The sequence below is a fragment of the Paenibacillus sambharensis genome, assembly GCF_003233845.1.
GTDB classification, from domain to species: domain Bacteria; phylum Bacillota; class Bacilli; order Paenibacillales; family Paenibacillaceae; genus Paenibacillus_I; species Paenibacillus_I sambharensis.
The window spans coordinates 1-24,685 of sequence record NZ_QKRB01000052.1 but is presented as its reverse complement, the minus strand read 5'-3'; the positions used below and the strand labels follow the sequence as shown (position 1 = coordinate 24,685).

General features: G+C 54.4%; 17 protein-coding genes. 2 read left to right on the top strand and 15 right to left on the bottom strand.

The window, feature by feature from the left end; translation table 11 throughout:
• Nucleotides 1-298: 298 nt before the first annotated feature.
• A complete protein-coding gene (locus DNH61_RS17615; RefSeq protein ID WP_111148004.1) occupies nucleotides 299-2,365 on the bottom strand; it encodes a class I SAM-dependent methyltransferase in 2,067 nt (688 codons plus the stop codon).
• A 123-nt stretch (nucleotides 2,366-2,488) separates the two neighbouring features.
• Between DNH61_RS17615 and DNH61_RS17610 the strand changes: the two genes are divergently transcribed.
• Nucleotides 2,489-2,722: a hypothetical protein gene (locus DNH61_RS17610; protein WP_146241073.1), complete on the top strand. Its 234-nt coding sequence runs from the start codon at nucleotides 2,489-2,491 to the stop codon at nucleotides 2,720-2,722.
• A gap of 415 nt (nucleotides 2,723-3,137) precedes the next feature.
• Here DNH61_RS17610 and DNH61_RS17600 read toward each other — a convergent pair whose 3' ends face one another.
• From DNH61_RS17600 to DNH61_RS17535, 13 genes are all read right to left on the bottom strand, one after another.
• Nucleotides 3,138-3,986, bottom strand: coding sequence for an SDR family oxidoreductase (locus tag DNH61_RS17600; RefSeq protein ID WP_111148013.1), 849 nt, complete (start codon nucleotides 3,984-3,986; stop codon nucleotides 3,138-3,140).
• 83 nt (nucleotides 3,987-4,069) lie between these two features.
• Nucleotides 4,070-5,149 (bottom strand): mannonate dehydratase, encoded by a 1,080-nt coding sequence (uxuA, locus tag DNH61_RS17595; protein WP_111148001.1) that lies wholly within the window; start codon nucleotides 5,147-5,149, stop codon nucleotides 4,070-4,072.
• 20 nt (nucleotides 5,150-5,169) lie between these two features.
• Nucleotides 5,170-5,880, bottom strand: a complete 711-nt coding sequence (locus DNH61_RS17590) for a GntR family transcriptional regulator (protein ID WP_111148000.1) — start codon at nucleotides 5,878-5,880, stop codon at nucleotides 5,170-5,172.
• A 244-nt stretch (nucleotides 5,881-6,124) separates the two neighbouring features.
• Nucleotides 6,125-9,310, bottom strand: coding sequence for an S-layer homology domain-containing protein (locus DNH61_RS26835; protein ID WP_245948231.1), 3,186 nt, complete (start codon nucleotides 9,308-9,310; stop codon nucleotides 6,125-6,127).
• A gap of 287 nt (nucleotides 9,311-9,597) precedes the next feature.
• Entirely contained in the window at nucleotides 9,598-10,509 is a 912-nt protein-coding gene (locus DNH61_RS17575) for a dihydroorotate dehydrogenase (protein WP_111147999.1), read from the bottom strand.
• Entirely contained in the window at nucleotides 10,506-11,285 is a 780-nt protein-coding gene (locus DNH61_RS17570; protein WP_111147998.1) for a dihydroorotate dehydrogenase electron transfer subunit, read from the bottom strand. The genes DNH61_RS17575 and DNH61_RS17570 overlap by 4 nt, the downstream gene beginning before the upstream one ends.
• 119 nt (nucleotides 11,286-11,404) lie before the next feature.
• Entirely contained in the window at nucleotides 11,405-12,025 is a 621-nt protein-coding gene (locus tag DNH61_RS17565) for a hypothetical protein (protein ID WP_111147997.1), read from the bottom strand.
• A gap of 17 nt (nucleotides 12,026-12,042) precedes the next feature.
• Complete coding sequence (locus DNH61_RS17560) at nucleotides 12,043-12,567, bottom strand: hypothetical protein (RefSeq protein WP_111147996.1); 525 nt, start codon at nucleotides 12,565-12,567, stop codon at nucleotides 12,043-12,045.
• A 173-nt stretch (nucleotides 12,568-12,740) separates the two neighbouring features.
• Nucleotides 12,741-19,058 (bottom strand): S-layer homology domain-containing protein, encoded by a 6,318-nt coding sequence (locus DNH61_RS17555; protein ID WP_111147995.1) that lies wholly within the window; start codon nucleotides 19,056-19,058, stop codon nucleotides 12,741-12,743.
• A gap of 44 nt (nucleotides 19,059-19,102) precedes the next feature.
• A complete protein-coding gene (locus DNH61_RS17550; RefSeq protein WP_111147994.1) occupies nucleotides 19,103-19,630 on the bottom strand; it encodes a phage tail protein in 528 nt (175 codons plus the stop codon).
• A gap of 15 nt (nucleotides 19,631-19,645) precedes the next feature.
• Nucleotides 19,646-20,170, bottom strand: coding sequence for a phage tail protein (locus tag DNH61_RS17545; protein WP_111147993.1), 525 nt, complete (start codon nucleotides 20,168-20,170; stop codon nucleotides 19,646-19,648).
• 31 nt (nucleotides 20,171-20,201) lie between these two features.
• Complete coding sequence (locus DNH61_RS17540; protein ID WP_111147992.1) at nucleotides 20,202-20,720, bottom strand: phage tail protein; 519 nt, start codon at nucleotides 20,718-20,720, stop codon at nucleotides 20,202-20,204.
• 56 nt (nucleotides 20,721-20,776) lie between these two features.
• The gene (locus DNH61_RS17535; protein ID WP_111147991.1) at nucleotides 20,777-21,085 is read right to left on the bottom strand and encodes a DUF6916 family protein; all 309 of its coding nucleotides are present in this window, start codon (nucleotides 21,083-21,085) and stop codon (nucleotides 20,777-20,779) included.
• Nucleotides 21,086-21,334: 249 nt separating this feature from the next.
• Between DNH61_RS17535 and DNH61_RS17530 the strand changes: the two genes are divergently transcribed.
• Nucleotides 21,335-22,873 (top strand): PhoX family protein, encoded by a 1,539-nt coding sequence (locus DNH61_RS17530; RefSeq protein WP_181438762.1) that lies wholly within the window; start codon nucleotides 21,335-21,337, stop codon nucleotides 22,871-22,873.
• Between the two features lie 188 nt (nucleotides 22,874-23,061).
• Here the strand turns inward: DNH61_RS17530 and DNH61_RS17525 are convergent.
• A protein-coding gene (locus DNH61_RS17525; protein ID WP_111145361.1) for an IS3 family transposase occupies nucleotides 23,062-24,617 on the bottom strand; the annotation gives its coding sequence in 2 pieces (ribosomal slippage) (nucleotides 23,062-23,987 and nucleotides 23,987-24,617; 1,557 coding nt in all).
• Nucleotides 24,618-24,685: the final 68 nt, after the last annotated feature.

The following is a 24,685-nucleotide window of genomic DNA, read 5'->3' as shown; positions in this document are numbered from 1 at the left end:
AAATTCCTGCAAAAGTGCAGGCACTCATCGCTCAAGTGTGTGGGAGCATAGAATTCCTGCGATAATGCAGGTATTTATGCTGCTTTCAGCTAGATAGTGTCACTTCGGACGAAATACCTGCACATCCGCAGGAATTTTTCGCAAAGCCGGGTTAAGCATAGGAAAAAGATGCAGATTCGCAGGAATTTCGCCCAAGCCAGCCATCCTTACCTTACCTTACCTTACCTTACCTTACCTTACCCTACATTACATTACTCTACATTACATTACTCTACCTTACTTTTCCCTACCCTTTTCCTCAGCCCTTCTCAATCACAATCAGACACGTGCTGTCCGGAAGCGCTGTTTCGTTCCCCGCTTCATCCATGAACCGCACCTTGCTGCGAAGCGCCTCCGTGTAGCCATCCTGCAGGAAGTGACGCAGCTCAATAATCTGCGCGGTTTCCCCCAGCGTCTCCCGAATCACTTCAGCGTACTGCGCAGGTGTAAAATACCCGAACTGCTCCTGTACTTCATGCACATACGACTCCTCGCCCCACGTGTAGGTGTACAGGAACTCCATCGCATCGTTGACCTTCATCTTGACCGTCCGGTCTCCTACCCGCTCATAGCTCACAGCCCTGCCATGAAAATCCCTACAGTAGCTGTCCAGCATCTCCTGACCTGCGCGATCCAGAAACTCGATGACCCGGACTTGATCCTCAGGCTCGGTCATAATGCCATCCCGGATAATGATCCGGCCTCCCCTTGGCAGAATCGAGTAGGCGCTGCGAAGTGCCGCTTTTACCGTCTCCCTATTAAACCGTTTCCCTTCATACGGCACATACGAATACAGCTCATGCAGCACGCTGCTGAACAGGACCGTGTCCACCTCGCCCTTCCGGAAGTACTCTTCCAGATGCAGGGCATTCCCCTTCTTCACGTTCCACTTCCGGTTCTCGACGACCCTGCGCTTGTTCAGGATATCAATGACATTCTCCGACAGGTCAATCCCCCAAATTTGTTCATACGGATACAGCTCCTCCACCAGATCGAGCATGACACCGCCGCCCGGACCAACATCAAGGACAGTCCCGCCCACAATATAATCAATCATCACACGTTTAAAATCCGAGGAGCCATTCATGTGGCTGATATATTTCTCTTCATTATGGAACCGGTCAAATTCGTCCCGCCGCAGCCCAAAATAATCATAGAGCATCAGAATGGCCCGCTCATACAGCACATCCGAGTTTTCCGCCGCCACGCAAAAATCAATCAGCTTCTCCGCCACCGGGTTGAAAGCAAAGGTCACAAAGCAGGTGTCGGACAGGCCGTCCTCCCGCGTGATCTTCAGCTCCACATGCTTACCCTGCGCAATCGTTCCGGCGTTCACCGCTTCGAAGGTCATGCCGGAAAGATATTTTTCAATAATGCGCTTCTTGTACAGGTTGATTTTCTTCGTTCCCTGGTGCTCATAATAGAGCATGTTCATCAGCGGCTCGAACACAATATGCTTGGCGGCATCAGGTTGATTCAGCACACAACTGAAGATTTTCAGGAACTCCTCCAGGGAAAAATCGCCCAATGCGCTCTCGACAAACCAGACGGTCCTGCCCTCGATTCTCTGAAGCGATGCCTGCAGACCCTCATGGCCTTCACACAGTTCGCTGAACCGCTGGTCGAACGCCTCGCCCTTGTGAATCGAAGATTTGCGCAGCGCCCGGTAGCGGTCCATCAGATCAGCCGCCCTGTCATCCTGTTCATGTACCAGCTGCCCAACCACTGCCTTCACTTCTGCGCGGTTCGCCTCCCACAGCTCGGGAGATACACCCGTCAGGATACAGTCGTTAAGCACGGTGAGCACATCAGCCAGTTCATCTCGGGTGAGCAAGCCGGAATGCACGAGCTTGAGGACACTGCGGCTTTCGCTCAGCTCAACCTCGCCTCTCAGAAACTGTCCGATTAATCCGTGCGTGTGTATGAGTTCCCGGACAACCGTACCGAAGGCATCCAGCGGTGAATAATGACTGGTGAAGATTTGGGCTGAACCAATATTGTGTACGAAGAGGTTGAAGCCGGCCTTCAGCCACTCCGTCCGCCGTGCGACTGTCCCGCCCTTGGCTGCTTCCGACCATACTAACACCTCCGCAACCAAGTCCCTCAGCCAATACGAGCATGATAATTCGCTGAGTCTTCTCAGTGTCCGTTCTACGTAATCCAGTGTGGGATTGCTGTTCTCCAGCTCCTTGAAGGAGACGAATCGTTCCGCATTCACAAGCTTGATTTCGGCCTCCGCCAAATACCCAAGCGCCGGATATTCGTTGTAATTAACCTGTGCACCTGCTTTGTATGCGTGAATCGCCGCTATATAGTCTTTACTCATCGCTGCCTGCCTCGCTATTCTTCAATAATCGTGATTTGGTAATATATAAGTATACCACGCCCTATTTGCCGGACACTACCAGGATCGCCGCATGCTGAGTGGGCATGACACTTGGGAGGGATAATGATGGGAAGACGTTTTGTGACATGGCGGTCGTTCACGTTATGGATTCTTCCGTTGTGCCTCATGGTTGCCTACACCTATTTTCACTATAAGACGCTCAACATCAAGGAAATATCTTTCTTCAAGCCGTTCCAGGGAGCTTATCTTATCTATACAGGCTGGTTTGTGGTGGGTTTCGCCATTAATGTCGCGCGGTACAGGAAGGGCAGGGCCAACGGCGGCCGAAGGGACTAGAGCTGCCTTAAGGATAACATTCCTCACAATAGTTAAAGGGATAACTTAGAAAATAGACGCTTGCTCCAATTAGCAGCAGACATATCGCCAACCATAGATAACGATTAATCTTATAGGGTATGAGCAGAAAGTACGATAATACGTAAGCAGACATAACAACACAGCCTCCGAGCACACTAGCAAGCGGAGGTTTCCAATAAAAGCCTGCAACCAGTACCCATACAATACCAAATACCTGCAAAGAGAAAGCAGCATAAACAAGCGTGATTAGAGAAAACGTTATGAGTTTCTTTTTAGCTTCTGGGCTCATTCACTAACCTCCCAAAATAAAGCAGCATGAAAAAGAGTGCCCTTCCGCCAGCAAGCATCAGATTGATGCTCCTCGGTGATGGGCACTCTCTATTATAATCTCGCGTTAAACACCCGAATAGGCCATGAATCCGCCGTCCACCGGTACGGTGATACCGGTCACGAAGCCGGACATGCTGTCGTCCGCCAGCCAGATCAGCGTGCCCAGCAGGTCCTCCGGTTTGCCGAACCGGCGCATCGGGGTGTGGGTGATGATTTTGTGCGAGCGCTCGGTCAGACTGCCGTCCTCGTTCGTCAGCAGCCTGCGGTTTTGCTCCGTCAGGAAGAAGCCCGGTGCAATCGCATTCACTCGTATGCCTGCATCCGCCATATGCACCGCCAGCCACTGCGTAAAATTGTTCACCGCCGCCTTCGCCGCGCTGTACGCGGGCACCTTCGTCATCGGGCTCGGCGCACTCATCGAAGAGATGTTAATGACCGTGGCCCCCGGCTTCTCCAGCATCTGCTTGGCGAAAGCCTGCGACGGAATCAGCGTGCCGAGGAAATTCAGATTGAACACATAGCCGAAGCCTTCGGTGGTCAGATCGAAGAAAGTCTTCAGCTCCTTGCGCTCCATATCCCCCAGCTGGTAGGTCTCGTTCGTCGTGCTGCCGTCCGGGTGGTTGCCGCCTGCGCCGTTAATCAGGATATCGCAGCCGCCGAGCTGCTCCGCTACCTGTGCAGCGGCTTCGCTCACACTCTCGCTGCTCAACACATCACAGCTAAGCGCCACCGCCTCGCCGCCGTCTGCGCGGATCTGCTTCGCGATCAGCTCGCCCTTCTCCACCGTGCGGTTCAGGATCGCGACCTTCACACCATGCCGTCCCAGCTCACGGGCCATAGCCGAGCAGAGGACGCCGCTGCCTCCCGTCACAACCGCCACTTTGCCCGCAAGGTTGGCATGCACCGGTATCAAGACAGGCTCAGCCAAGCTGCCAGCATCACCACCACTCACTACCGCCCCGCCGCTTGCCAGTCCGCCCAGCATGTCATGCTCCGTCATCCGTTCATCCGCTCCTTCTTCGCCCGTTCAGCGGCATCCCAGACGCCCCACAGGTACATAATGCCGAGCGCACGGTCATAGAGACCGTAGCCCGGGCGGCATTTCTCATCCCAGATATGTCTGCCGTGATCCGGCCGCGCATAGCCTGTAAAGCCGATGTCGCTGTACGCGCGTACCACTTCTACCGTATCGACCGAACCATCGCTAGCCCGGTGCGAGGTCTCCACGAAATCCCCGTTCTCATACACCTTCACGTTGCGGATATGGGCAAAAGGAATCCGGTCCGCAAACTCCCGTACCATCGCCGCAATGTCGTTCGCCGGGTTCGCGCCGAGCGAACCGCTGCACAGCGTCACGCAGTTATACGGGCTGTCGACCAGATCCAGCAGCCTGCGAATGCTGTCCCGGCCCGTCATGATGCGGGGCAGGCCAAACACCGGCCAAGGCGGATCATCCGGATGGATCGCCATCTTGATATCATGCTCGGCAGCTGCAGGCACGACCCGCTCCAGGAAATACTGCAGGTTGCCCCACAGATCCTCTTCGGTCACGTTCTTGTAAGCCTCGAACAGCACGGACAGCTGCGCGAGCCGCTCCGGCTCCCAGCCCGGCATTGTCAGATCGGGCTTTACCGCGATTTTCCGCACGAGCTCATGGGGGTCCATGCTGTCGATCGCCGCCTTCTCATAGAAGAGCGCCGTCGAGCCGTCCTCCAGCTCCTTGTACAGATCCGTCCGCGTCCAGTCAAAGACCGGCATGAAATTATAGCAGATTGTCTTGACGCCGACCTTGGCCAGCTTCTCAATCGTGCGAATATAGTTATCAATATACAGGTCCCGCGTAGACAGGCCGAGCTTGATATCCTCATGCACGTTAACGCTTTCAACAACCTCCAGGTGAAGCCCATGAGCATCCGAGAGCTCCTTGTAGGCCATGATTTTGTCCATCGGCCATTCCTCACCCGGCATCATGTCATGCAGCGCCCACACGATGCCCTCCACGCCGGGAATCTGCTTGATCTGCTCCAGCGTCACGGTATCATTGCCCCTGCCGTACCATCTGAACACCATCCGCATGAATCCGTCTCTCCCCTTCCCTAATCGGTAAAATAATCCGGCAGCTTGCTGCGCAGCTCCGGTATTTCGTGCTCCAGGCTCCCGAGATGCTGCTCCATCAGTGTGCCTGTCTGGCCGGCTCTGCCCTGCGCCACTGCCTCCAGCAGCGCTTCATGCTCCCTTAGCACGCGGTCCATTGTCGCAAACTCCCGCATCGCCAGGCAGCGCAGCCGGTTCAGGTGCCCGCGCATCTGGTAAATAACCTGCAGCAGCGTCGTGTTGCCTGTCACCTCGATGATCCGCTGATGAAACGCTTCGTCCAGCTGCAGGAACCGCACGGCGTCCTGTGCTGCAGCGGCTTCCCGCTGCTCGGAGATCAGCTGCCCTGCCGCTGCCTGCACCCCCGCATGGCGCTGCGGGTCCCACAGGCTCGCCGCCAGCCGGAACGCGCCCAGCTCCAGCTGCTCCCGGATGAACCGCGCCTCGCTTACCTTCCGTACCGAAATGCGGGCAATTCGTGTGCCGCGCTGCGGCAGCACCTCGAGCAGCTGCTCGCTGACAAGCAGGCGGATCGCTTCACGGATCGGCGTGCGGCTCACCTGCAGCGCTTCAGCCAGCTCATTTTCATACATCATGCTCCCAGGCAGCATCTGCAGCGTTACAATCTGCTCGCGGATCGCATCATACACCTGATCCCCCAGCGACCTGCGCTGCTGCAGCTGCGGCAGCGGTCCGAGCGGCGGCATGGTCATCGCTGTTTACCTCCTCATCATCAAGATGTTACTCCGTACAACTCATTCTGCTGTCTGCAGCAGTCCATGAAACAGAACATGCAATAGAGCCTCTGTAACCTCAATCCTACTATACTTGCATTCTTGTATACAAGTCAACCGGAGAAATTAAAGAAGTAAAAAAAGCAAGGCCGCTCCATCAGTAGAATAAGCTTCTACTTCCGAGCAGCCCTGCCCCATTAACTGCAGTCATCCAATCCGAAAATCAGTTCAGGCTGTTCAACGCTTCCCTGATTGCAGGACTGAGACTATAAGTATTGATAATCGTCTGAATCGATTCAGCACGTGTTGCTCCACTGTGAGGATCGAAGGTCTGGACTGTTTTTCCGGTAAAGATGCCCAAAGCTGCAGCTTGCTTGATGGCCTCTGCTCCATAAGCTCCGTTCAAATCAGTGAACCGCACATTAGAGGTATCCTTGTTAAGGATCTGAGCGTTCAGGACGCGAGTGATCATTAGTGCCATCTCTTGCCGGGAAATCGTCTGGTTAGGCCGGATCGTGCCGTCGCCGTAACCCGACATGACCCCCACATGGACAAGCTTCATCAGGTACTCGGAAGACCAGTGACCGCCGATATCGCGGTACGCTGTATAATCTTCAGGCTTAATGTCAACGTTTCTGCCTGCCATTTCTACAAATCCCCGTGCAATCATCGCAGCAAATTCCGCGCGTGTAATTTGATCGTCTGGCTCAAAGCCTCCGTTAGGATATCCCTTAATAACGCCCAGCTTCGTTAATTTAGTGACGGCAGGATACGACCAGTGCTCTATGACATCCTTATAATGGATGGTTCCATAATCTCCGCCTGCCCCCAGTATTACCGCCGTACGCGCCTCAATACCAGACACGACATTGTTATCGGTCCGAACCACCTTGCTCCGGAAAATATCATTAGGATCCTGTTCCGGCTCCTGTAATCCCTCGGCAGCAGGCTGTTCAGGTGTTGGCGATACTGGCGGTGTCGATGGTTGTTCTGATGGCGTTGATGGTGTTGTCGGTGTTGTCGGTGTTGTCGGTGTTGTCGGTGTTGTCGGTGTTGTCGGTGTTGTCGGTGTTGTCGGTGTTGTCGGTGTTGTCGGTGTTGTCGGTGTTGATTCGCCATCTGTCGGAGAAGATGGTCTTGTTATTGGTTCTCCTGCAAAAACCAGCTTGTAATTATGCTCCACCCTATTTTCCGATACGCCTGCAACGTAGAATGGCTGATAGGAGAACGGGTACAGCTTGCGCTCCGGGTCCCCGCTTTCAAACATGATGCCTGCAGAAGTAACATACCACGCATCAGAGGTATAGATTGCTACCATGCCCGTATCACGAGGCATATTGCTAGGTATATCATAGAATGTAATCGTTTTGTTCTCCTCGTCAACGACACCTTCATGCCCGTCGAGTGCAAATGAGGTTATCGTATTCCGGGTCCAGTAAGGCTTGACTGTAACCTGAAATTCTTTGGTGGCCGTATAACCGCCGCTGTTGACCGTAGCCGTCAATGTAACAATATGGTCCAAGTCATCCGTCGTTCTCGTTATTCTGCCGGTTGCCGGATTTATGACGGACGGCTCACTGGAGGTCCAGGTAACAGAGTTGCCGCTGTTCAGGCTGGCAATAGGCAAGGAAATCGTTGGATTCTTGGCTTCAGAAGGGATGTCCCCACCCTCGAAGGTGATATGCAGGTAGTCAACGGCTTCCCGGAGCTTGTCTTCCGGGGTCGCATCCTGTTTCGTAATGTTCAGCATAAAATCCTTAGTAACCGGCGCCTCAGAGCCAAGCGTAAGAGTTGCGGTTACCTTCAGCTTCTTATCACCCTCAGCGTACGTTGAACGCTTGAACGTCGTTTGGCTGCCAAAATACATATCGTATCTTGTCGTCATGTCCGTCGGGTCCTCGGTCGACCAGGTTACGTAGGCTTCGCCGGAGGTAACCGGTAATTTGACAGAGCTTTTTACATTGTCTATATTCTCCCCAGCCGAAAAGGTGATCCTCAGCGCATCACTGGCGGCCTGAAGCTTCTCCGTATCGGTAGTGACAGACGCCCAGCTCGCATACAGCGTCATATCCGACGTAATCGGCGTTGAGAAGTCAAAAGGAGCCGTCAGTTCGCTGTCGCTGTACCAGCCTGTAAACAGTTCCCCATTCTTGTAGGGGTTGTCCGTCAGCGTGACGGGTTCATTGGAGTTTACCGACAGATTGCTCATCCCCGAGCCGCCATTGGTATGAAAGCTTACCGTGTATGTGCCATTAAATTTAATAAAGCGGTCAGCAAATTCAGGAATCATCCAGATATTCCGGCCATCATAGACACCGCCGCTAAAGACACTGTAGTTGGGCTTATTAAAGCCGCTCGGCCATTTATTAAAGCCCGTCATTTCTCCCGTATCCTTATTGACTCGGACTACCTGGTTTGCTCCACTCGGGATCAGCCAAATATATTGGCCGTCAAACACGCCGCCCGAAAAGGCCGTATAATGGGTCGTAAATCCGCTTGGCCAAGTATTGTAACTCGTCATCTCCCCCGTGTCCTTGTCAATCTTGACCACGCGATCCGCGCCGCTCGGAATCATCCAGATATTCTGACCGTCAAACACGCCGCCGCTAAAGGAATTGCCATAAGCCGGAGATCCGCTCGGCCAGCTGTTGTAGCCCGTCATCTCCCCCGTGTCTTTGTCAACCTTAATCACACGGTCCGCGGAGTAGGGAATCATCCAGATGTTCTGGCCGTCGAACACACCGCCACTAAAGGCGTTTCCGCCTTTATAATATCCGCTTGGCCAGTTGCTGTAGCCCGTCATCTCTCCCGTATCCTTGTCCACTTTGACGACCTGTTTTCCGTGATAGGGGATCATCCAAATATATTGGCCGTCAAACACGCCGCCTGCAAAATCAGCCGCATTATGGTAACGCCCATTCCCCTTCTTATAGCCCTCCGGCCAATTATTGTAGCCCGTCATTTCGCCGGTTTCTTTGTTAACCTTCATAACGCGGTCGGCATTGCTCGGGATCATCCAGATATTCTGGCCGTCAAATACGCCGCCGTTAAAGGCACCCATGTATCTTATATAACCTTCTGGCCAATTGTTATAAGCCGTCATTTCCTGCGTGTTCGTGTCGATCTTGAGCACCTTGTCGGTATGGTACGGGATCATCCAGATGTTCTCGCCGTCAAATATGCCGCTGCTAAATGCATTGCGGTTCTTCGTAAAGCCTTCAGGCCAGTTTCGGTGACCGGTCATCTTGATTTCATTATCAACCGGGATTGTATCGGTAATCGTGCCGCTGTAGCCTAATCCAGTTTGGCTATATGCGACTGCTGCTTGGACCGTTGCCGATCCCAGGCTGGATACGAGAACCATGCATGCTAACCATAGAGAAAAAACCTTGCTTTTATACCATCTCATTCTGTGTTGTCCTTCCATTCTGTGATGTGGGCTGAGATTGTCGATCATCATTGCAGTGGTAGCATGACATTATGAAACACTGTGAGTAATGAAAAGTTACCGTTTCCCCCTCAACAAAAGTTAGTAATTCGACAAAAATTTATCTTTTTCGACAAATCTATTATAACAGTTCGTATCGAGCGTAACAATCAGCTGAAAGATTAAATTTTACGGATTAGAGATCGCGTCTGGCGGCAGCTAACATTTCAATCAAGTGGAGCCTTTTGGCTGCAGCCGCGCTCTATCCTCTATTGCCACCCCGCACCCGTCAGCTCCGCGATCTGCTGTACCCCCATCCTGTCCAGCTGCTCCGGCAGCTCCTCAATAATCGTGCGGCAGACGAACGGATCCACGAAGTTCGCCGTACCGACTGCCACCGCGCTGGCACCCGCCAGAAAAAATTCAATCACGTCCTCCGCGTTCATGATGCCGCCCATGCCGATAATGGGGATCTTCACCGCCTGGCTGACCTGATAAATCATCCGAATGGCAACCGGCTTGATGGCCGGGCCTGACAGCCCGCCTGCGCCGTTAGCCAGCACCGGCCTGCGGGTCTTCAGATCAATGCGCATGCCGAGCAGCGTGTTGATCATAGACAAGCCGTCAGCCCCTGCCTCCTCTACCGCCAACGCCATCTCCACGATGTCCGTCACATTCGGGGACAGCTTGACGTAGACCGGCCTGCTGGACACCTGTTTCACCTGCCTGGTCAGTTCGGCTGCGACAGCGGGTACTGTGCCAAAAGCAATTCCGCCCTTCTTCACGTTCGGGCACGAAATATTAAGCTCCAAAGCCTGCACATTAGGTGCTTTAGACAAGGCTTCCGCAACGCGGATATAGTCCTCTGCCTCCGACCCGGCGATATTGGCGACAATCGGCACATCGTATTGGGCAAGCCACGGCAGTTCTTTCGCCAGCACATCGGTTAGGCCAGGATTCTGAAGCCCGATCGCATTGAGCATGCCGCCCGGCGTTTCTGCCACACGGGGAACCGGGTTGCCGAAGCGCGGCTCCGGTGTCGTCGCCTTCACAGCTATCGCACCAAGCAGACCAAGATCATACAGCTTCGCATATTCACGGCCAAAGCCGAAGCAGCCCGAGGCGGGCATGATGGGATTTTTCATCCGGAGTCCCGGCAGCTCTACCTGAAGTCTGTTCACAGAATCACCTCCCCAACAGGGAAAACAGGGCCATCCGTACATACCTTGCGGTAGGCTGTCCCTTGCGGGTCATCCTGCAGCCTGCAAACGCAGGCCAGACAAGCACCGATCCCGCAGCCCATCCGCTCCTCCAGTGATACATAGCCCCTCTTGCTAATCTCACTTGCCTCCAAAGCCCGCAGCATGGCAGTCGGTCCGCATGCATAATAGATATCACAGCCGGGCATCCCCTCCGCCCTGAGTACATCCGTCACATAGCCCTGCAGCCCGCAGCTGCCGTCCACTGTAGCAATATGCGTTGGTCCAAGCACCTCGAACTGCTCTCTGTAAAACATATCCTTGGCCGATGCAAAGCCCAGCACATGCACCACCTGAACGCCGCGGCTCGTCAATTGGCGGGACAAGTAATAGAGCGGCGGCACGCCGATTCCGCCCCCGATCAGAACTGCTGTCTCTCCTGGCACAGCCGCATCAACCGGAAAACCGCTCCCGAGCGGCCCCAGCACATCCACCTGCTCACCCGGCCTGCGCTCTGACAGCAGCTGCGTACCTTTGCCCTCCGCCCGGTACACCATTGTAAAACGCCCCATCGCCTTGTCTGCGTCGCAAATACTAATCGGCCTGCGCAGCAGCGGATCAACACCGCCGCTTACCTTCACGTGCACGAACCGTCCCGGCTCCAGCATGTCCGCAGCCATGGTTCCTTCCAGCACCAGCTCATAGATCCGGTCCGCAATTCTGTCATGGCTCACAACTCTGCATAACTCTGTTTTCATGCTCCGACTTCCTTTTTTTAGTCCACCTTACCGCGAACCCCCTGCATGGTCTGTGGATTAAGTCACAGCGTCCAGGCTTGAACTAGGACTGACAGCCGATCATTCCTGGCCTGCCGATTTTACAATGCCTTCTGCTCAATAATCAGAAACCGGTTGTGCGTCTCCTCAAAGACAATCAGGCCTTTCCCGATAATCTCGCCTTCATGATCTGCGTGCTCTCGCATGACAACCGCCATAAGCGCAGATTCATCCTGAGGCAGATACTTACAGGTATATAATCTCCCCGCTTCCAGACTTAGAAAGTGCTCTCCAGCCCGGAGCTTAACCACCCATTCACCTGACGCACGATCAATAATGGTCTCATTGTCACCCTCCCTGGCAAGCAGGTATTGAATGACTCCAGCCTTACTTAGACGGATATGTATCGGCCATGATCCCACAATCTCCTTGCTTGACCGGACTGGATCAAAGCAGGTGAGCGTGGTTGATCGGCTGATAAAGTTATCCTTGTAATACATGACCCTTCCTTCGTGGATAAAATAATCCGCGAGTGAGCATTCCCTGCCGCAGCTCTCTATTTCGAAATCATCGAGGGACAGCTCACCAGTCCGTACACGAACCAGTTCATCGATGGAGATGAGGAACAGATGGTCCGATATGTAGGGCTCATCACGCCCGCTCGCCCAGACTGCCTCCTTTTCTCCGGACATGTACTGTCCCGACTTAAACAGAAGCTTCAAGGTACCGTCTCCACAATTCAATGGCTGTAGATCTTCAAAGTCAATCGGAATCGCGCCCTCCGGTAGGACAAGCCATTCCCCGCCAGCTGCATCCAGCAGCAGCCACTTAACCGCCCTCTCGCCAAACAGCACAGCTGCATCAGTGCATACCTTTCATTAATGCCCCTGAGGGTATAATAGGCGTTCTGCCCTTCTCCGCTCCCCATAATTCCATCTGGCTTTAGACTTATAATCTCCGTGGTCTCCGAAGTTCTGCAGCTCAGCTTGTGTATCGTGACCGTGTGCTCTTCAGGATGCTCCACAGTATAATACAGCGCCCCTTCCGTCCCGGTACCGCTAACATGTGTTACATTGTCTTGGGGAAAAATGAACGTCCGCCAAGCCGCTTCAGGATAGGAATACCATGCGGCCCCTTGGTACGTCATATCTTCGTCCGGCTGCCACGTATCGCTGACCATCGTATAAATGCAGGTCTCATCCATATAAACATTCGTCATGTACAGGACATATCCCGGTACTCCCTTAATCTTAGTAAATGGCATGTATGCCTCCTTCTTTAACGTCTATATCCCCGTTACATGAGTGAACTCCAGTATCTCGTTCTCCTATCAACATCTTCTCATTGTTCTAAAAAAAATAGTACCCCTATACTGGCCACATGATAGAGTGACCAATATAAAGGTACCAATTATATCGTAGCATTCTTTACTTCTACTTATTCTACCGCCAGTCCTGCCGCCTTCATCATCCGCAGCAGCATGACAGCTGCTTCCGCTCTTGTTGCATTATCAGCCGGACGGAAGTTGTTGTCCCCGTCGCCTTTTGCAATACCGAGCTCCACAGCTTGACTCACTGCTTCATTCGCCCAGCTCTTAATGGCCTGCTGGTCCGCAAATGCAGGGTTGGCACCTTTACCGCCTGCCGGAAGCTCCCCGTCATTCAGATAACGGAATGCCCTCAGCATCATGACCGCCATCTCCTGACGCGAAATCGTTGCATTCGGACGGAATGATCCGTCTGAATAGCCGGTAACAAGTCCTGCTTCGACCGCCGCTGTGACCGTGTCCTCGTACCAGCCGCCTGACACATCACTGAAGGATGCGCTGCCCGCTTCTGCACCCGATAGACCGAGCACGCGTGTCAGCAGTGCCGCGAATTCAGCTCTTGTCACCGAGCCTGAAGGAACATAGGTATCCTCGCCTCTGCCGTTGACAATCATCATGGAAGCCAGGCGTTCTATTTCCTTCTCTGCCCAATGCTTGTTGGTGTCCGCATACGTTACAGCATATGTCGTAACGAAGCTGATACCCGGGCTGCGGTCATTCAGTTCAACCGTCCAGCGTCCGCCCGTCTGCTGAATGCTGGCTGTCGGCGAGTAACGGAATGTACCCGAGGTTTCATCCCAGACCATGCCGGCTGCCTTCGCACTTGAGCCAGTAACGCCCGCAGCTGTAATCGTCCGCTTCATATATCGGCCGAACGAGTGCAGCTTATGCGACATGCCATTCGCATCGTCGAACCGGACAGCGAAATCGACTGGCTGAACGACAATGCTCGCACCCTTCGCCTTGACCGCTGCCTCGATGGCTGATGCCGCCGCCGCGTCAGCAGGCGTAATGGATACCGTCATCGTACGGATCGGCGCTGACAATCCGCTTTCCTTCTGTGCCTGCTGCTGCAGCTCACGAACCGGGATAGTGATGGACCCGAGACCGCTCTTCAGCTCCACGACCAGTTCTTTATTCAAGGAGAGAAGCTTATTCAGCACGTCCAGATCGAAGGATACAGATACGGGTCCGTTTCCTTCAAGCGCCACAGTTACCTTGCCGCTCTTAATCTGCTCGGCCAGTACCTCTGTCGTAAGTCCCCTGCCATTAACAGTAATCGGGAGAACGATGACTTCCGCAGAAGCAGAAGGAGTTTCTGCCGGTCCTTGATCCGGCTGGCCAGGCTGTACAGGGCTGCCGCCTCCGCCGCCCGGTGTACCGCCGCCAGTGGATGGGGCAGCCTTGATTGTTACGTCCGCAGTCAGCGTCTGTCCCTGCCACTCCACTGTCAGCTGCGTTGTTCCGACGGCAATGGCTTTAAGAACTCCGCCTTCGATCACGGCTACAGTCTCATCCCCAATCGTCAGGGCTGCCTCAGCGGTAACATCAGCTCTTGTTCCATCCGCATACGTGGCGTACAAACGGACTGCACGCTTGCTGGCTGTGTTCAATTCATAAGAAGCAGCGTCCAGCTCCAGCTTAGGCACGATGCTGATGCTGACACTCGCCTTCGTGCTGCTGTTGCCTGCACGGTCGGCTGATACCGCTTGTATAGTGTAATTGCCTTCTGTTAGTCCGCTCAGTGTCACAGACCAGCTGCCGTCTGCTTTAGCTGTTACGGTCTCCTCTGCTGCCGGTGTACTGCCTGCTGCCGCAAGGGCCCGAACGGTTACAACTGTTCCCGCCTCCGCCGTTCCAGTCAGGACCGGCGAACCTGTGCGATAGACCGAGCCGTCTGCTGCCGCAAACACTGGAGCCTGTGGTGCCTCCGTATCCACCTCGATGACCGGCATTCCCGAGCCCGGCAGTGTGATGGCAGTCTGCAGCTCGTTCCCGCTATGATCGGTAAGCTGCGCACCCTGCAGGTCAAGATTACTGGCTATTACAAGGCCATCAGAGTCCTGATCTCCCGGCACAATTGTATAGATGAAGACAAGCTCATCTACCGGTCCATTGCCCGAACCAGCCGTGTACACAGCCTGCTTCTGCTCACTGCCGACTGTCAGCTGCAGCACCGGGGTACCATTTGAGGTATCGACAGCAACCGGCTTGTTAAGCTGTACCGTGAATACCAGTTCCTGGCCTGCACGGTACGCACCCTCTGCAGGCAGGTCAATGCCTCTAATAACCGGAAGTACGGTATCCACCTTAATTCCCGACAAGTCTGCCTGCGGCAGATTAAGAGCAAGCTCATTGCCTGCAGCGTCCGTTATGGCAGCACCGCCAAGCTGAATCGTGCTTCCGCTTGCTTCCAATCCATCAAGATCCAAATCTCCCGGAACGATCGTATAACGGAAGATCAGCTTGCCAAGCTCAGGAGAAGAATCTGCCGGTACGTATACCGCACTGCGAACCTCTTCTCCAACCTGTAGCCGCAGTACAGGCGTACCGCCGCTGACCGTTACAGCCTCACTTACGGTCAGTGTGAATTCCAGTACGTCGCCAGCCTTATACATACCTGGCGCTTGCCCATCGACCGCAGTGATCCCAGGGTCTACCGCATCTACGATCACCTGATCCATCGCCGATATGCCCGCAAGCGTCAGAACGGCCGGATTGCCGCCGATGTCGGTGAGCTGTCCGCCACCAAGACCAATTGCAGCCGATGCCGCAAACTGGACAGCCGCTCCATCAGCATCCCCCGCTTGTACCGTATAGCCGAAGACCAGCGCATCCGTACCGCTGCCTGACTTGTAAGCCGCTGTTCTGCTCTGTCCGCCTACCGTAAAGGATACAGTCGGAGTTCCCCCCGCTGTATCAACCTTAACCGGTTCATTGAAGCGGACTGTGAATTCCAGCTCGCTCCCCGCTGTGTAAAAGCCATCTGCTCCCTCTGCACTTTGGACAACCGGGGCTTCCGTATCAATCTTTACGTTAGGCCAGTCAGCCGGACCTGGCAAGCTCAGTTCAGCCCCGTTGCCTGCCGCATCATGAAGCTGGCCTCCGTCAAGCTGCAGACCACTGCCCACCGTGATACCGTCTGCATCATTTAATCCGGCAGGCAGAACGTAGGTGAAGATCAGTGTGTCTGTTCCCGTACCGCTCTTGTAAACCGCCTGCAGGGTGCCGCTGGAACCCGCATCAAATGGCAGCTTTGGTGTGCCTGACACCATTACCGGCTCACTGTAGCGAACCTTAAATACAAGCTCGTCACCTGCAATATAAACCCCTTCCGTAATGGACAGGGCCACTGCGGATGGTGATGCTGTATCAATGGTAACCCGGGTCAGCTGCGGAGCCGACGCCGGCTTAAGCGCAGCTGTATGGCCTGCCCCATCCATAATGCTGCCGCCGTTCAGGTCAATCGCGGCCTCGCCGGCAAACGAAATACCGTCCGCATCATTATCACCATCCGTCACCTGATACTCGAAGCGAAGCGTCGTGCTTCCGCTGCCGCTCTGATAAACGGCGTACCGCGTTTCGCCGCCGATTGCCAGCGCATAGCGCGGTGTTCCACTCACAGCAACCGCCTCATCAAACACCGCTTCAAATACCAGCATGTCTCCGCTCTTGTACGCTCCTGCCGCAGGCAGCTGCAGGTTCGTAAGCTCAGGCGTCTTCGTATCAATACGGATTCCGCTTGCATTCAATCCGCCCGGCAGCGTAAGCACAGCGTTGTTGCCTGCTGCATCTCGAATACTAGCACCGCTGCCTGCCTGAAGCGCACCAATTATCAGTCCCGATGGAGCGTTAACCCCTTCTGCAACCGTGTAGCGGAAGAGCAGTTCAGCCGGTGACAGCTGAGACATCAGCACAGCCGATACAGACTGTCCGCCTGCCGTTAAGGTCAATGTCAAATCACCGGAGCCTGTGACCGGTTCATCGAAGGTCACGACAAAGTCCAGCTGGTCTCCCTGTTTGTAGAGACCTCCTGACGGCAGATTAACGCCTGTCACTGCAGGTGCTATTGAATCAATCAGCACACCCGTGGTGGAGCCCACATTCTGCAAACTCAGCGTGGCCGATATACCTTGAACGGTTTTAATGCTTCCCCCGTTCAGAGTTAGGCTATCAACTGCAATGCCGTTCGGATCGTTAACGCCTGCCTCGATCGTATACGTGAATGTCAGTGCCTTCGTGCCTGTCCCCCCCGTATACAAGGCCTGCCCCACAATTCCGCCTGCATCAATTAATAAGGCGGGTACCCCCGTGACGGTTACAGCCTGGTCGTAATTCACAACAAAGCTCAGCGCATCGCCTGACTTATACACGCCATTCGTCGGTACCTGGACATTCTCAACTCTCGCCGTCGTATAAACCGGCACATCCAGAGAGTGAGAATTATTGGACGTCTCCGCCTGCTCCTCGCCTCCGCCGCTCACTGCAGCTGCGAAGCTGAGCGGGCTCGGTGCCTGATCAGCTACCTGGCCCGTGACGACAATCTCCGTCTGTCCGCCTGCCGCAATAGCTGTTGTACGGCTGCAGGAAGTGCCGTACTGGTTACAAGTCCAATTCTCCCCCGCAACTGAAGCAGCAGTAAACCCGGAAGGGAGTGTCAGAGCAAGAGTAACTTCCCCGCTAGTTGGAGCCGACCCTTGATTACGTACCGTGAACCGGTATTCAGCATCAGTCTGGCCTTGATAGAAGGCATTCGCCGGGGCTCCTGTAACCGTCAGATCCGGCAGCGCCTTCACTGTCAGCTCCAGCGTGCTGCTGATGGTCTGGGTTACCCCCGCTATGGTACGAGTCGCATTCAGCCTGTAAGTGGCTTGTCCGCCCAGCTGCGGATTAGGCTGCACGGTCATGGTACGAACCGCCCCGCTTCCGGCAAGATCATCCTGCTCAATAAGATCAGCCGGTTCAGCCTGAACCAGCTCCATTGCTACACTTGAGGCATCACCGAACTGAAGCTCCTGTGTGAACGTTCTGCCGTACCGAATCGATCTCGCCAGTCCTTCTACCGCACCTGCTGCCGTACTGGAGGCGATCATCCGCGGGAAGCCGCGCTGATCATAGCCCTCCGCCGAGGGGCCCCCAGCTGTTCGCACCGGACTGTCTGGAGCAGGCATATGCGTCCTGGTAAAGCCGCCGTTATCCGCAAGCGCCAGCAGCTTCGGGTCCGTGTTAAGGATGTTACCGCCCGCAGCCGGGTCCGATGCGAAGGCATCTGCCGCCGCTCCGATCACGTTATAACGGCTCGCTGCCGCATCAAGCTTGGCAACATTCGTGCCGGCTGCAATATCCGCGCTGCCTGCCGGTCCAGAGCCAGTCGTATTGCCCGCGACGATCGAATTGGACAGCTCCGAGGTACCGGACTGCAGAATAAATCCGCCGCCACCGGTTGTCTCACTGCGGTTGCCCGTAATCGTCACATGCGACAGCTTGAGCGTGCCCGGTGAGACAGCCGCAACGCCCCCTCCGCCGGTACGCGCCGTGTTGCCGCTGAACGTGCTGTTTACGATTACTGTATTGTCGGCGCCAGCCGCAATGCCTCCCCCGTTGCCGCCATAGGAAGGAGAGCCCGTTATTGGGTCTATCCCATCGGCCCGGTTGCCGGCAAATGTGCTGTCCTGAATCCGGACAGGCCCCGATCCGGACTGGCTTTCGGGAAGAAACGCAATGCCGCCGCCGGACAGGCTCCTGGCAGTGTTGCCTTCAAAGCTCGAACGCATCACTACAAGCTCCAGATCGCCCTCCAGGAACAGCCCTCCGCCGCTCTCGGCAGCCGTATTGTTCTTCACAGCTACCCGGTCAAGCACAAGCTTGCCGCCGTCAGCACCTGAGACATACAAGCCGCCACCGTCTCCGGAAGCTGCTTGCGTGCTATTCTGCTCCACAACAACGTTATACAGCATCAGGGTGCCGTTTCCTGTGTCGGCTGCAATTCCTCCCCCGCCCCAGTATTCGGGAGCTTGTCCGCCCGAGATCGTTAAGGCTTCAACATTCATGCTGCCAAACGCGTCGGACATATTGTAATTGACCCTAAGCACTCTGTCCCCTGAAGCGGTAAGGATCGTCGCACCCGGGTCGGCATCACGATCACCCCCGGAACCGGTAATGTTGACCGCGTCCGTAATATCAAGTGGTGTGCTGCCCAGATTGTAGGTACCCGCAGCAATCCGAATGGTGTCGACACCCGGATTCGCATTACTGTTTGTGACAGCGGTCCGCAGCTCTGCAACTGTAGATGCAGTATATAAATTGCCTGCAGCCGATGACTTGCCCGCAAGCTGCAAGCCTCCTGCAGCCAGCAGCGCCGCTCCCGCCAGCAGAGATATTTTCCTCCATAGTCTCCCCGGACCTGCGGCTTGTTGCTCTTGTTTCATTAAATGTCCTCCCCCGTATAATTCGGACGTATCTGCCGCTTACCCTATGAGCGAGGCGGAAAAATTCCCTGAAGCGCAATAATATAATTGACAGCCACATACGGCTGCATATTGGTATGCGGCGCTCCTGCGCCAGCTACCCCCAGAACGGTTGAATTCATCATGACGCTGCCCGGTCCCGGACTGTATAATAATCCTCCGCGTCTTCCGGCAGTCGGCGAAGGGAGCGCGTCTTGCGGATTAGACTGCGGCGCACCCCCATTTCCAAACTGCAGATTATGAACGTGAAACGGCATCTCGCTTTCCAGCAACTGGACTGACTCCGTTCCCCCTTGCTCTCCAAGCGTTCTTTCTGTAAGTCCTGCACCTTGGCCGGGATGCATAGGTGCCCGTCCCTGCAGGTTGGGAAGGGCAAAGGTTGTCATGCCGTTACCGCCGTATGTGGTTCCCAGCAGGGAAAAGAGGGCGGTGTTCTGCGATATCGGCATGATCTGACCGTTGCAGAACGCCCAGCCTGAAGGAGCAAAGTTCCCGGCAAATATACGGATCTCTGCAACGAATGGTTCTGACATCAATATGCCTCCTCTCTAGTTTTGGCTGGGGAAGATCCCCGTTAGTGCAATACAATAGTTTAAGACCAGATACGGCTGCATATTGGTATGCCGCTGCGAGCCGCCGGCTGCTGTCAGGGCAGCCGGACTCATCTCCGTCCGGTTATCGCCGCCGCCGGATGGCCCCCATGAATGGTAGGCGCTTACGGCAGGCGCAGCCCAGACCCCGCCGTCCGGCGTCTTTACCGTTGCTTCAGCCGAAGAGGCCATAAGCGGATGAACATGTGGCGGCATTTGGCTCTGTGCCAGCGCAACTGCGCTTTCGCCAGCCGACATGCCCAGGGTGATCCCCGTGCCTGCGCTGGTATGAATCGGCACCCTCCCCTGAAGGTTCGGAAGGGCAAATGTCGTCTGGCCGTTGCCGCCATAGCTAGTGCCAAGAAGCGCAAAGAGCGCCTGATTCTGATTGATCGGCATCAGCTGCCCATTGCAGAGCGCCCAGCCTTTTGGCGGGAAGTTAAATGCTAAGAGCTTGATTTCACCGAGATAGGGTTCAGACACGTATATCCCTCCCAAATATTAAGCATCCATCCTACGTCTGAGAAGGATAGATTCCATATAGCGAAATAATAAAATTCACACACAGGTAAGGCATCATGTTGGTATGCGGCTGATTTCCGCCAACAGGACCCGCTGCCGCGGCATGCATCTGGCCGGCTGCCGGTTGACCGGGAGCCGTGTAAGAAGCAAGCGTGGACATGGCCGGCACAGCACCCTCAGGGTTGCTCGTATTTCCCTGCTCTCGCCGGGCAAGCAGCCGGTGGCTGTGAGCAGGCATCTGCCCTACCGTCAGCGTGACCTCCTCTTGACCTCCCTTTGCACCCAGAGGATAGGTTTCCCCCCAGACAGCGTTGCCCATATGAACGGGAATACGTCCTCTCAAATCCGGCAGGACAAAGGTCGTCTGTCCATCCCCTCCGTAAGTGGTGCCAATCAGCATGAACAATGTCTCGTATTCTGCAATGCTTAACTCCTGCCCTTCACAGAACATCCAGCCATCAGGGGCAAAATTGCCGGCAAACATACGAATTTCTCCAACATATGGCGGCATAGCTTGCTGTCACTCCTTTCATTAAGTAAAACTCCAAACCATCCTTGGGTTCCGCTTCATCCGCCTCGGGTGTCAGAGACGCTCAAGCTAAAGACCGCTTCATACCTGCAGCCGCTGCCGGTTAGTCTCACCGGCACAATGAATACTGCAAATTCCTCCAACGACTCATGCTCCAGCACGACGGTTTGCTGTTCCAGCAGCCTGTCGGACGGGCCCTCAAACAAGAGACTGAACCTTTCATAACCATCCGTCACTCCCATGTCCTTCACTTCAATGAGTTTCAGGTATAAGGGCGTTTCTGCACCTAGGACCTGAAGCCGGGAATGAAGGAGCTTCTCATATGCTTTGTAACCTGGCTGCTTCATTTGTTTGTTGTCAGCCCTCCAATATGCTTGTTTTTACAGACGTTGAGCTTTTCTCCCATGGTTACTATTAACTGAACAGGAAACTATTCCGATGACTATATTACTATAGTATATCGGCAGTGTGATTTTTCGCATTACTTTTCTTGAAAAATTTGTTTTTAACATTACTAGATTATGCTATCTTTAGAACTAGAAGTTCCGCTGACCGGGTATATAGGGAACCGGCATGTGGGTACAAGGGAGGATATTATGGATTACGAGAAGCAGGTCAGCCGCAGATCATTCCTCGGTCTGCTGGGCTCCGGTGCAGTCGCCTTCGCAGCTGCCTCTACCGGATTAAACAGCTTTATCGGGAAGGCTTCCGCCGCAGCCCCGGCTTCTGCAGTGCCGCTTCCATTCCCGGCACTGCAGCCGGTACTGGCAGCAAAGCTGATTACAGCAGGCGGCTTCAAAGCCGATCAGCTGGCAGCAGATGGAACGGCATTCAAGGGCGGTTCATACGGCATTGGGGGAGGATTCATAAGCTACTTCGACAGCGAAGAGGCTGATAAGGGCCTGCTCTGGATTAACCATACACCGGCACCAGGCGGCAACTCCGCTGAAGGGCGAGGCGCCTCCGTCGTCTCTGTTAAGCGCACTGCAGGAGGCGGCTGGAAGCTCGACAACGATAGCAAGCATGCAAGACGGATTACCCCGGGCACACGCGTTGAACTGACCGGCCCTGCCAGAGGCACACGTTCGGTGAACGGGGCATCTTCGGTACAGGGCTTGTGGACGAACGGCACCGGCGGACGCACCCCTTGGGGAACCGTTCTGGCCGGTGAGCAGCCGAATGATACCGATGCAGCCGCAGCTGGCATTAACCCGGCTTCGTATGGCTGGCTCGCAGAAGCTGATCCAGCGGACGCAGGCTTCCAAGTCCGCAAACACACTGCACTTGGCCGCTTTACTCACGGTCAAGCGGCATCCGCCCTTGCGAGTGACGGGCGTGCCGTCATCTATATGAGCGGAGGCCAGGTGCTGTATAAATTTATCAGCAGCGGGCGCTATAATGCCGCAGACGGAACAAGCAACTCCAGCCTGCTCGAGAAGGGCACCCTATATGCCGCGAATATCAGCGGAGGCGAGTGGATTGAGCTCGACATTAAGGCTGTTCGTAAAGTGATAGCCAATCCCGCCTACCGTGTGCCTCAGGGAGTGAACCGGCTGCGCGAGGATCTGCTCAGTCAGCTGCGGGGTCAGGCAGACGTACTCGTCTATGCGCAGGAAGCTGCGCTTGTTCTGGGCGCCACTCGCCTCGACCGGGCAGCAGGCGCAGCTGTCCACCCGGCGGACGGCTCGTTCTTCCTCGCCCAGACGGGCAGCGAAGACACCGGCAGCAGCTTCGGCAGCATTCTTCGGCTCATCGAGGAGAACGGTGACGCCGGCTCGCTGCGCTTCGAGGCCGATCCTGCCGCTCACGGCGGACGCCTCGCCGGCTTCAGCTCGCCGTCCGGCATTGCCTTCGATGAATCCGGCAAGCTGTGGGTTGCTTCGGATATGCCGGCATCCCGCATTGGCGCCGGTGCCTATGCCGCCTTCGGCAGCAACAGCCTGCAGGCTCTTCCGCCCGGGAAGGAATCGCTCGGCAGTGCCGAGGCATTCGCTTATGCTCCGGAAGGTTCAGCCTTCTCGCTGCCCGCTTTCGGGCCTGGCGGCACCGTATTTACAGCCATCAGCCAGACAGAGAAGGGCAGCACCGGAGGAAGCTCCCTGCCAAGTGGGCTTATAGCGATACGTAAAGGCTGAACATTGAGTGGGCACAACGACTGTACACCTGCAATAATCTCTCCAATTAATAACAGCAGACGATTTAATAGGGGCCATTAAATTGATTTTTGATCCCCATAACCACCTTTCAGCAGTAAAAATGGCGTCACAGGGGTCTTATCTGAACTGCACCCCGTCAAGTAGACAGTACAAAAAATAAAAGTTAGTTAAACGGCCTTCGTCCTGAATTCTATGGGGCTGAGGCCGTTTAGTTTTGCCTGTAACCGTTCATTATTGTAAAAGTGAATGTAGTCATCGATATCCTTCTTTAGTTCCTCATATGTGCGGTAGGTATGCAAATAATACTTCTCACATTTTAGGGTTCCCCAGAAAGACTCCATCGGACCGTTATCAATGCAACGGCCCACTCGGGACATACTCTGCGTCATATTAGCCTTGTCCAGCATTTCTTTGAACCTCAGTGACGTGTACTGGTAGCCACGGTCGCTATGAATTAAAGGCTTGCTATTAGGGGCTGCCTGTAAAGCCAAATCCAACGTTTGAAAGACGAGAGGATTATTATTCGAGTGACCAAGTACATAAGAAACAATCGATTTATCATGAAGATCGAGGATGGCACTTAAATAAGCCTTCTGGCTATTGCCATACTTAAACTCCGTGACATCTGTAACCCACTTTTCATTCGGCGCTTCCGCTTGGAACTTGCGGTTAAGCACGTTCTCAGCTACCTGCTGCGGCGTAGAACGCTCATACTTCTTTTTCTTTCTGCGGATGACGGACTGGATTCTCTTAATCCTCATCAGTCTTTGCACTCGCTTATGATTAATCGGATGTTGCCATTCTCGGCGCATATGTAACGTTAATTGCCGGTAACCAAAGGTGCCCTCAACTTTCTCGTACATGGACATCATCATCTCTGTCAGCTTTCTATTCTCCAGCTCACGTGAGCTAGGTGTTCGATTAAGCCACTTGTAATAGCTCGACCTCGGAATCCCAGCAACGCCGCATAAAAGCTGTATGGTCATTGACTCTGTGCGCTGGACAGCTTGAATGGCAAGGTAGATGTTCTCTTGCCGATGTTGGCTTAGGGACACCTCCTTTCGAACTCCTGTAACTTTTTTAAGAAAGCATTCTCCGCCCGGAGTCGCTCGATTTCGTACTCCAGTTTCTTCATCGCGTACTTTTGTTCATCGACTTCCGTTAACTCTTCAGGCGCCTTGGCACGCCCTCTACCATCCTGTAAAGCATCCTGTCCGCCTTCTGCATACTTTCTCACCCATCCGTATACTTGCTGGTAAGAAACCTGGAATTGCATTGCTGTCTTCGTGTAGTCTTGTCCATTCGCAAGGCAATATAGGACGATGTCGATCCTCTCTTGCCATGTTGTCTTACGTCCCTTGGTCATAGCTGTTGTTCCCCCTGTACAGGCTTTTAAGCTGCTATGACCAGTATACTTCTTAATCCAATTGAAGAGCAGCGCTCGACAAGCGATCCCGTACTTATCGATGACTTGGTTCTGTGACAATTTCCCCTCCAAGTAATCCTTAACCGCTTGATGCTTCAGCTCTTCGGAATAACTACGGTTGTGTTTACGGACCTCTAGTCCCTCAGTACCATACAACCGATAACGACGTTGCCAATTCGCAAGCGTAGACATGGCAATGCCATACTTCTTAACAGTTGCCCTCACTCCAATATGACCAGCTTCGATCTCTTGAAGGATTGCCAATTTTTCTAAAGCGTTCAGTTTATTTCTAGGCATGAAAAATGCTCCCTATACAGTAAACAGGTTTTTATTTTTCACCTGTCTACCGTATGGGGAGCATATCA

What these genes read in the sequence shown, in the direction of transcription:
- DNH61_RS17615 (WP_111148004.1), bottom strand. Translation starts at nt 2,365, where the DNA reads ATGAGTAAAGACTATATAGCGGCGATTCACGCATACAAAGCAGGTGCA.
- DNH61_RS17610 (WP_146241073.1), top strand. Translation starts at nt 2,489, where the DNA reads ATGATGGGAAGACGTTTTGTGACATGGCGGTCGTTCACGTTATGGATT.
- uxuA (WP_111148001.1), bottom strand. Translation starts at nt 5,149, where the DNA reads ATGCGGATGGTGTTCAGATGGTACGGCAGGGGCAATGATACCGTGACG.
- DNH61_RS17590 (WP_111148000.1), bottom strand. Translation starts at nt 5,880, where the DNA reads ATGACCATGCCGCCGCTCGGACCGCTGCCGCAGCTGCAGCAGCGCAGG.
- DNH61_RS26835 (WP_245948231.1), bottom strand. Translation starts at nt 9,310, where the DNA reads ATGAGATGGTATAAAAGCAAGGTTTTTTCTCTATGGTTAGCATGCATG.
- DNH61_RS17570 (WP_111147998.1), bottom strand. Translation starts at nt 11,285, where the DNA reads ATGAAAACAGAGTTATGCAGAGTTGTGAGCCATGACAGAATTGCGGAC.
- DNH61_RS17560 (WP_111147996.1), bottom strand. Translation starts at nt 12,567, where the DNA reads ATGCCATTTACTAAGATTAAGGGAGTACCGGGATATGTCCTGTACATG.
- DNH61_RS17555 (WP_111147995.1), bottom strand. Translation starts at nt 19,058, where the DNA reads ATGAAACAAGAGCAACAAGCCGCAGGTCCGGGGAGACTATGGAGGAAA.
- DNH61_RS17550 (WP_111147994.1), bottom strand. Translation starts at nt 19,630, where the DNA reads ATGTCAGAACCATTCGTTGCAGAGATCCGTATATTTGCCGGGAACTTT.
- DNH61_RS17540 (WP_111147992.1), bottom strand. Translation starts at nt 20,720, where the DNA reads ATGCCGCCATATGTTGGAGAAATTCGTATGTTTGCCGGCAATTTTGCC.
- DNH61_RS17535 (WP_111147991.1), bottom strand. Translation starts at nt 21,085, where the DNA reads ATGAAGCAGCCAGGTTACAAAGCATATGAGAAGCTCCTTCATTCCCGG.
- DNH61_RS17530 (WP_181438762.1), top strand. Translation starts at nt 21,335, where the DNA reads ATGGATTACGAGAAGCAGGTCAGCCGCAGATCATTCCTCGGTCTGCTG.